Source organism: Bifidobacterium sp. LH_389 (genome assembly GCF_056357235.1).
In genome coordinates this window covers 59,847-68,240 of sequence record NZ_JBKEVR010000009.1, presented here as the reverse complement: position 1 = coordinate 68,240, position 8,394 = coordinate 59,847, and the positions used below count along the sequence as shown (strand labels likewise).

Annotated in this window: 13 protein-coding genes; 9 read left to right on the top strand and 4 right to left on the bottom strand. The window is 65.1% G+C overall.

Translation table 11 applies throughout. From position 1 onward, the window contains the following. Positions 1-401: 401 nt before the first annotated feature. The gene (locus AC1AZA_RS08960) at positions 402-1,238 is read right to left on the bottom strand and encodes a hypothetical protein (RefSeq protein ID WP_476514314.1); all 837 of its coding nucleotides are present in this window, start codon (positions 1,236-1,238) and stop codon (positions 402-404) included. Positions 1,239-1,312: 74 nt separating this feature from the next. On the opposite strand from AC1AZA_RS08960, the gene rpmB reads away from it, so the two are divergent. From rpmB to AC1AZA_RS08915, 9 genes are all read left to right on the top strand, one after another. Next, the gene (rpmB, locus tag AC1AZA_RS08955) at positions 1,313-1,552 is read left to right on the top strand and encodes a 50S ribosomal protein L28 (protein WP_476514313.1); all 240 of its coding nucleotides are present in this window, start codon (positions 1,313-1,315) and stop codon (positions 1,550-1,552) included. Between the two features lie 40 nt (positions 1,553-1,592). Further along, a complete protein-coding gene (gene rpmG / locus AC1AZA_RS08950; protein ID WP_476514312.1) occupies positions 1,593-1,763 on the top strand; it encodes a 50S ribosomal protein L33 in 171 nt (56 codons plus the stop codon). 28 nt (positions 1,764-1,791) lie between these two features. Then, positions 1,792-2,097, top strand: coding sequence for a 30S ribosomal protein S14 (gene rpsN / locus AC1AZA_RS08945; RefSeq protein ID WP_476514311.1), 306 nt, complete (start codon positions 1,792-1,794; stop codon positions 2,095-2,097). A gap of 32 nt (positions 2,098-2,129) precedes the next feature. Next, a complete protein-coding gene (locus AC1AZA_RS08940; RefSeq protein WP_476514310.1) occupies positions 2,130-2,390 on the top strand; it encodes a type B 50S ribosomal protein L31 in 261 nt (86 codons plus the stop codon). Between the two features lie 49 nt (positions 2,391-2,439). Beyond that, positions 2,440-2,562 (top strand): type B 50S ribosomal protein L36, encoded by a 123-nt coding sequence (gene ykgO, locus AC1AZA_RS08935; RefSeq protein WP_150354018.1) that lies wholly within the window; start codon positions 2,440-2,442, stop codon positions 2,560-2,562. Next, positions 2,562-2,729, top strand: a complete 168-nt coding sequence (rpmF, locus tag AC1AZA_RS08930; RefSeq protein ID WP_476514309.1) for a 50S ribosomal protein L32 — start codon at positions 2,562-2,564, stop codon at positions 2,727-2,729. The genes ykgO and rpmF overlap by 1 nt, the downstream gene beginning before the upstream one ends. A gap of 67 nt (positions 2,730-2,796) precedes the next feature. After that, positions 2,797-4,494, top strand: coding sequence for a metal ABC transporter substrate-binding protein (locus AC1AZA_RS08925; RefSeq protein ID WP_476514308.1), 1,698 nt, complete (start codon positions 2,797-2,799; stop codon positions 4,492-4,494). Positions 4,495-4,747: 253 nt separating this feature from the next. Further along, a complete protein-coding gene (locus AC1AZA_RS08920) occupies positions 4,748-5,224 on the top strand; it encodes a Fur family transcriptional regulator (RefSeq protein ID WP_476514307.1) in 477 nt (158 codons plus the stop codon). Between the two features lie 84 nt (positions 5,225-5,308). Beyond that, on the top strand, positions 5,309-5,656 hold the full coding sequence (locus AC1AZA_RS08915) for a lectin-C (RefSeq protein ID WP_476514306.1): 348 nt from the start codon (positions 5,309-5,311) through the stop codon (positions 5,654-5,656). Positions 5,657-5,846: 190 nt separating this feature from the next. Here AC1AZA_RS08915 and AC1AZA_RS08910 read toward each other — a convergent pair whose 3' ends face one another. Genes AC1AZA_RS08910 through AC1AZA_RS08900 form a run of 3 tightly spaced genes read right to left on the bottom strand, consistent with a single transcriptional unit; the run spans position 5,847 to position 8,313 of the window. Continuing rightward, a complete protein-coding gene (locus AC1AZA_RS08910; RefSeq protein WP_476514305.1) occupies positions 5,847-6,695 on the bottom strand; it encodes an ABC transporter ATP-binding protein in 849 nt (282 codons plus the stop codon). Beyond that, a complete protein-coding gene (locus tag AC1AZA_RS08905) occupies positions 6,692-7,540 on the bottom strand; it encodes an ABC transporter ATP-binding protein (RefSeq protein WP_476514304.1) in 849 nt (282 codons plus the stop codon). The genes AC1AZA_RS08910 and AC1AZA_RS08905 overlap by 4 nt, the downstream gene beginning before the upstream one ends. Beyond that, complete coding sequence (locus AC1AZA_RS08900; RefSeq protein WP_476514317.1) at positions 7,537-8,313, bottom strand: ABC transporter permease; 777 nt, start codon at positions 8,311-8,313, stop codon at positions 7,537-7,539. Before AC1AZA_RS08900 ends, AC1AZA_RS08905 begins: the two co-directional genes overlap by 4 nt. Positions 8,314-8,394: the final 81 nt, after the last annotated feature.

The window sequence follows — 8,394 nt, the reverse complement described above, 5'->3', positions numbered from 1 at the left end:
GCGCACGCCGAGTCCCTCGCGGTTCCTTAGCTCGTCGATGCGGTTTCTTTCCTCGGCCGACAGGTGGGAATACACTTTCGTCATGAGCGCGACACTTTCTCTTCGGTTGTGGACTTGAACACTTCCAACCTTAGAGCGGGTGTTGCGCTTCTATTTAGAACCCGGGCGCCCCGGGAAATCGTCTCATCTGGCGGTCCCGGTTCACGCGATGAATTCGCGTTCATCGTGTGAACCGGGACCGCACATGGCCGGCGTGCAGTTTCACCGAAGAAACCGCGGAATCCCAACGGCGTCCATGTTCGTCTGCGTTCGCTTTGCCGGTTCACACAATGAATCGCAATTCATCGCGTGAACCGGCAAATCGCCGAAAACCCATTCACAGGGACGCCGCAGCCACCAACTCATGCCCTCACCGTCGCATTATTCTTCATCAGCGTCTCCAACGTCGCCTCGTGGGCATCCTCGTACACTTCGGCACCGCCACCAACCGCAATGGCCCGGACGATCGCACGGCACATGCACTCCCCCGTCGCGTCCAGATGCCGGGCGAGGCATCCGCGGCCGACCACCGGCAATTCGAGCACATGCGTGGCCTCGCGGATGAGCCGCGAGACCACCACGCCGGTCGAGCGCTCGTCGAATACGCCGTCGTCGGTCTTCCCGCCAAGCCCGCCCGCGAGCATCAGCGGGGCATCGTCGTAGAACCGCTCCTCGAACTCATCCAGGCCCACCGCATTGGCAATCGCGGCCACATGCATGCCTGCACCCCACTCGTGCAGCCGGAACGCATCCTCAAGGTACTGCGCGATCGGTACACCCTCCACGCCAACGGGCAGCACCACCAGCACCGCGGGCGATTCGGCGCCGGCGCCCCTGCCATCGCGCCACATGCCGGACTGCGCCCATGCGCCCAGCTGCCGCTCAAGATCATGCTTGACCGTGCAGCTCAGGCAACATTCGGCCAGCGGCAGTGACTCCGCATCGCCCGCAACTGCACCGAACACGTCCGCAGTCGGATCGCAGGCCGTTTCCCGCCCGATCGGCGGCACGCAGCGACACACCACGGACAGGCCCGCCGCAGCGAGGTCATCCGCGCGCACGTCGTAGGAGATCCGACCTGCGTCCGGCCGGCCGTCAAGCAGCGAGAAGGCGACCGAGTCCAGACTCAGCCGATCGGCGCCCGTCAGCAGCACCACGGTGGGCGCATTTGCCCCATCGCCGTTTTCCGCGTTTCCCAATGATTGCAATGCCGGATGGATCATTTCGACCTTTCTTTTTTGAAAATGATTATCGTTATGCTATAGTCGCATCCATGACCAAACATTGTCAAATCCTGGGCACGCGGGCGAGCACCGGCAACCGCGTCTCCCATTCGCATCGCAAAACCCGCCGGCGCTTCAGTCCGAACCTGCAGACCAGGCACTATTGGGTGCCCTCGCTGGGCCGTCGCGTCACCCTGACGCTGAGCGCCAAGGGCATCAGAACCATCGACCGCATCGGCATCGAAGCGGCGATCGCGCGCATCGAAAAGCGCGGCGAGCGCGTGGCTTAAGCCGGCGTCAACGCCAACGAGCAGCAGAAAGAAGGGCCATATGGCCAGCAAATCCGCGGAAAACCGCCCGGTGATTCACCTGAAGTCCACCGCCGGCACCGGATTCACCTACACCACCACCAAGAATCGGCGCAACACCCCGGACCGTCTGGAACTCATGAAGTTCGACCCCGTCGCGGGCAAGCGCGTCCTGTTCCACGAAACGCGGTAGGAACCGCCACAGGCAGAAAGCAATATCAATGGCAAAGACCAGCAAGATCGCCAAACAGCGCCAGCGTGAGCTGACCGTGGCAAAGTACGCCGAGCGCCGCGCACAGTACAAGCGCGACTCGGTCAATCCGCATCTGAGCGCCGAGGAACGCACGGAAGCCATGCGCCGGCTGCAGTCGCTCCCCCGCGATGCCAGCCCGACCAGACTGCGCAACCGCGACGCGGTCGACGGCAGGCCGCGCGGATTCCATCGTGCATTCGGCCTGTCACGCATCAACCTGCGCGAGAAGGCGCACCGCGGGGAACTGCCGGGCGTCGTGAAATCCAGCTGGTGAACGCCAGCCGAAAGCAAAGGAACCAATCACCCATGAAACCAGACATCCACCCCGCATACGGCTACGTGGTCTTTCGCGACCGGTCGTCGAACGTCTCGTTCCTCACGCGGTCCACATTGGCCGCACAAGCCGCCAGCCTGCCCTCCGTCACATGGGAGGACGGCAACACATATCCCTTGGTCGACGTGGAGGTCTCCTCCTACAGCCACCCGTTCTACACCGGCAGGAACGTCGTGCTCGACACGGCCGGCCAAGTGCAGAAATTCAACCGGCGCTACGGGCGCAAGGATTGAACGCCGGCCGCCCAAGACCAGCCGGAAGAACCGGCAGGAAAGGAAATCCATGAAAGTCAAGGCATCCATCCGCTCGCTGGCCCGCAAGGACGGCTCGGTCGTCGTGCGTCGCCGCGGGCATCTGTACGTGATCAACAAGAAGAATCCCCGATGGAAGGCGAGGCAAGGCTGATGGCACTGCCCAAGGTCAGAACGTCCCGCGCGAACACGCACACGCGCAGGTCCAATTGGAAGGCCAAAACACCGCAGCTCACCGACGTGCAAACGCCGGAGGGCGAAACGGTACGGGTCCCCCAGAACCTCGCCGCGGCCGTGCGTCGCGGCTATTGGAAGCCGTGAGCGGCCTCCGCCAATCATTCCAGTCACCCATTCACCAATGCAACACAGGTAGAAAAGAGAAGAGAGCATGACCGGTCAGAACGCCAGCCATACCCCCAATTCAGCCAACTCGGTCAACAGCGCCGACACGCCCGACGGCACCAATGTCTCCAAGACGTCCGGAACGGCCGTCCAGCCCACGGCCGGCAACCGCCGGGGCACCGTCGCATCGCTCATCGCCGCATTCGTCGGCGGCGCGCTGATCGCCGGCCTCACCGTGGGCGGATTCGCCTATGCACGCCAGTCGAGCGGCTCATCCCTCGCCGGAGACGGTGCAGGGCACACCGCCGACGCCGCATCCCTGCAGACGAATGACGCCTGCAGCGTCACCTTCGACGTGGTCGCCTCCGTGAACCAGTGGGGCTCGCTCGCCCAGCAGTTGGGCGGCAAATGCGCCAATGTAACCTCGCTGATCAACTCCACCGCAGCCGACCCGCACGACTACGAGGCCACCGCGGCGGACATGGCCAAACTTGCCAAGGCGGACATCGTGGTGCTCAACGGCGCCGGCTACGACGGCTGGGCCGAGAAGGCGCAATTCGACACGAACCGCCAGACGATCGTGAACGTGGGCGACCTCATGGGCATCACCGCCACCGAGGAGCATGAGCACGAGCATGAGGAGGCCTCCGATGGCGAGGAGGGCCACCATCACCACCATGGCTCCACGAACCCGCACCTGTGGTTCAGCCCGGAGGCCGTGCTCAAGGCGGCCGACGCGATCAACGCCGCCTATGTCTCCAAGGCGGGCGAAGGCACGGACACCGCAGCCACAGCCCAGCGTCACTTCAACGAGTGGAACGGCGAATACGCGAACTTCGTGGCGCTCGTCAACCAAGCCCGCGCCAAGAACGTCAAGCGCACCTATGCGGCCACCGAGTCGATCATCAGCTACCTGCTCGACTATCTGGGCGCCGAAGACCACACCCCCGCCGCCTACACCAACGCCATGAACAGCGAAGCCGAGCCCTCCGCCGCGGACCTCAAGGCCGCGATCGACGTCGTCTCCGGCAACGACGTGGACATCCTGGTCGTCAACCCGCAGGAGATGGGCGGCTTCGCACAGAAGCTCAACGATGCGGCCGTCGCCAGCCACAAGACGATCATCTCCGCCACCGAGCAGCTGCCCGAGAACCAGTCCACGCTGCTCGGCTGGCTCACGCTGATCGCCAAGCAGGCACTCGCCACGGACACCGCGAACGGCTACTTCCTCACGCAGGATGTCAAGGACCGCACCCTGTCCGACTACGAAGGCGAATGGCAGTCGGTCTACCCGCTGCTGCAGGACGGCACGCTGGACACGGTGATGGAGGCCAAGGCCAAGAAGGGCGACATGACTGCCGAGGAGTACAAGCGGTACTACGACACCGGCTACAAGACCGACGTGACCGAGATCGCCATCAAGGGCGACCGGATGAGCTTCACGCGGGGCGATCAGACCGTCACCGCCACCTACAAGTACGACGGCTACAGGATCCTCGACTACGCCAAGGGCAACCGCGGCGTGCGCTACCTGTTCACCGCCGTGGGCGACGTGCCCGAAGGCGCTCCGAAGGTGGTGCAGTTCTCCGACCACGGCATCGCGCCGGAGAAGGCCGCGCACTTCCACATCTTCATGGGCAGCGACTCCCAGGAGGAAACCCTGAAGGAGATGGACAACTGGCCCACCTACTACCCGGCCTCGATGAGCGCCGAGGAGGTGGCCACGGAGATGCTCGCGCACTGAGCCATATCCGCAGTGCCCCAGGCAGGCTTCATGCCATCCCGAACGGGCTCCCCGGCACTCGGAGCGAGCGCAACGAGGATGGCAAGAACACTGATCAATACTTGCGCCCCGATCGGACCATCGTTCTCCACCGATCGGGGCGCATCCTTTTTCGCGACGCATCCCCCGCCACAGCGCCGGCGCTCGACTGAACGCACGATTTGCATCTTAAACGATAACAAGTATCATTAATAAAGAATTCAGGAGGGGAAGAGTGGCCGACCGTCAAGAGCATCACATCGACGCGCACGCGCCGCAGCCGCCGAATCCCCGCGTCACCCGGCCACGCATGCTGATCGAACAGACGCTGTCCGAGCTGTCGCGTTTCGCCACCGCTCAGGAGATCACCGACATTCTGCGTAACCGCGGCACGCGCATCGGCACCACCACCGCCTATCGGAACCTGCAATTGATGGCAGGCCAGGGCAAGCTCGACGTCATCCATCTCAACGGCGAAACTCTGTATCGCGCCTGCGCCGACCACCGTCACCACCACCACATCATGTGCCGCAGCTGCGGGAAGACCATAGAGATCGAGATTCCTGGGCTGGAGCAGTGGATCGAGCAGGCGGCGGGCAAACTGCACTACGTAGAAGTCACCCACGAACTGGAGATCTACGGCCTGTGCCCCCGCTGCGCGCGGACCGCCATCGACGGTCCCCGCAATGATGCTGGCATACGGGACCGGTAACCACTTTCACTAACTTTCACAAGCATCGCGCGCGGTTCTACCCTTTCAGACGACAACGCCATGAACGCACTGAAAGGACCACCAATGACCATCAAAACCATCGACCAGCACGCCTACGAGATCGTCACCGAGGAAGGCACCTTCGCCGTCTGCAAGGACACGCTCGCCAAGTTCGACGTCTCCACCCACGAGCACGGCGTGGCGGCCTGCGGCTGCTGCGGCTGCTGCCTGACCGGCGACTGCTGCGACGACACCGACTGCATGCACGGCTCCGACGAGCAGTGCGAAGGCAAGGATTGCATCCACACGTGCCACGAAAACCGAGAAGGCCACGAGTGCGCGTTCTGCCACCTTGCCTTCGACGCCAACGAGCGGTGCCACGAGGCGATTCTGGCCGATCTGAAGGCGCTCAAGGCCGAGCTCGCCGCCTGAAAAACGATTTTCCGGTTCACGCGATGAATTCGCGTTCATCGTGTGAACCGGACCCGCACATGGCCGGCGTGCGGTTTCACCGAAGAAACCTTGGCATTCCAACGGCGTCCATGTTCGTCTGTGTTCACCTTGCCGGTTCACAAGATGAATCGCAAATCATCGCGTGAACCGAAAATCACCGAAAACCCATTCACAGGGACGCCGCGGCCACCAATTCGCGGGTGTACGCGTCCCTGGGACTGCCCAGAACCGCCTCTGTCGGCCCGGATTCCACCACATGCCCGTCATGGAGCACCAGAATCCGGTCAGCCAGATGCTGCACCACGCCCAGATCGTGGGAGACCACGATCAGCGCCATGTCTGGGTGCTCGCTGCGGATGGCATTCAGCGCGTCGAGAATCTGCACGCGGGCGGTCACGTCGATGGCGCTCATCGGCTCGTCGGCGAGGATGACCCGCGGCGAGGCCACGATGGCGCGCGCGATGGCGACGCGCTGCGCCTGCCCGCCGGACAGTGCGGACGGCAGACGGTTGGCGAATTCGACCGGATCCAGTCCGACCGTATCCAGCGCCCTGGCGACGGCCCGGTCGATGTCCCTGCCGACGCCACTGCCTGCATCCGCGTGATCATTCCGATCCTGACCTCGCCCCGCCAGCACAAGCGGCTCGGCTACGGATCGGGCGACGCTCCAGCGCGGGTCGAGCGAGGCGAACGGGTTCTGGAACACCAGCCCGGACTCGCGACGCAATGCGCGGAACCCGTCCGAGGCATGCAGCCGCAGTCCGCGGCCGGCAGTCACCGGTCGGCCGGCGTAGGTGACGGCACCCGAGTCGGCGGATTCAAGGCCGAGCATGATGCGCGTCAGCGTGGATTTGCCGGAGCCGGAGCCGCCGATCACGGCAAGGCACTCCCCCGCCTCCACCGCAGCGGACACGTCGAACAGCACCTGCTGGCGGTTTCCCGAGGAGCCGGACCCGCCGGAAACGCCGGAAACGGGGAACGTCTTGACGATGTGCGATGCGGACAGCAGTGCGGTCATCGGGCACCTCCCCGGTCGGAGGAAGGAACAGGGGTCGTTGCAGTCAAGCGCACGGCGGGGAAACCGCCGGCACCGCCGTCCGACAGGGTCAGCCTGCGCGCGGACCGCACGAGCTGCCTCGTCGCCGGCGCCGCCGGCGCGGCCAGCAGATCCGCGGTGGGGCCTTCCTCGGCCACGCGCCCGCCGTCGATCACGGTGCAACGCGTGGTGGCACGGGCGAGCACGGAGAAGTCGTGCGTGATGAACAACATGGATGCACCGGAGTCGTCCACCAGGGAGACGAGCAGGTCCACGATTTGCCGTTGGATGATCGAGTCGAGCGCGGTGGTCGGCTCGTCGGCCACGATGAACTTCGGCGAGGTGACAAGCGCGGTGGCGATGCCCACGCGCTGCTGCTGCCCGCCGGACAGTTCGTGTGGGTACTTGCCGGCCACGTCCTCGCTCAGTCCCACCTTGCCCAGCATGGCCATGACGCGGTCGCGGCGTTCCGTGGCGTTGAGATCGTAATGCATCCTCAACGGCAGCTCCACCTGCTTGAGCACCGTGGACACGGGGTTGAGCGAAACACCGGGGTTCTGGAACACCACGCCCACGGCACGCCCGCGCAGGTCTGCAAGCGTGCGGTCATCGGACCCGATCGTCTCGGTGCCGTCGAGCATCACCGAACCGGTCGCCCGGGCACTGCGCGGCAGCAGGCCGAGCATGGCCTTTGCGATCATGGACTTGCCGGAGCCCGAGGAGCCGATGAGCCCCACGCGCTCCCCGTCGTTCACGGTCAGGTTCACGCCGTCCACGATCGTCCGCGAGCCGACGGTCACCGTGAGATTGCGCACGTCAACGCTCATTGCGCATCCCCTTCCTTTCCAGCTGCGGCGAACGCGGATTCGAGCGCATCGCCCAGCAGGTTCAGCGCCACGACGGCGAGCGTGACCACGAGTCCCGGCCAGACCACGGTCAGCGGGAACACGTTGATGAATTTGACGGATGTGGCGAGCGAATGTCCCCAGCTGGGCACGCCGGCGCCCACGCCCACGCCCAGATAGGTCAGTCCCGCCTCGGCCAGCACGGAGGTGCCTGCGGAGACGGACAGCTGCACGAGCAGTACGGGCATGATGTTCGGGACGATGTGCCGGGTGAAGGCGTACCATCCCGATGCGCCGCCGGCCAGCGCGCAGGCCACGTAGTCGCTGCGTGCGGCGAGCATGGCGGCGGGCCGTGCGATGCGGGCCAGATTGAGCCCGTAGGCGATGGAGCATGCGCCCACGATCACGCCCACGGACGCGCCGAACGGCACGGTGAGCAGCAGGGCGATCAGCACGGTGGGGATGGAGATGAGCGCGTCCACCACGGCCACGGTGACGGAGCCGAGCCCGGCCCGGCGGGAGACCATGAGCCCCACGAGCAGGAGTCCCAGCGCGCCGGAGCAGATCACGGTGAGCGCGGCGATGACGAGGTTGGTGCGCGAGCCGGCCATGAGCCAGCTCAGCACGTCCGCTCCGGTGCCGTCGGTGCCGAGCGGGTGCGCGGGCGAGGGCGCCTCCCACACGTGGTAGCCGTCGGTGGCCAGCAGCGGCTGCGGCGTCCAGAACAGGGAAACGACGGCCACGGCGAGCCACATCCCCAGCACGATCAGCGCGTGCCGGCCGGAACCGCGGTGCCACAGGGCCCGTGCACCGGCGAATATGCGTCCGATTGCCGT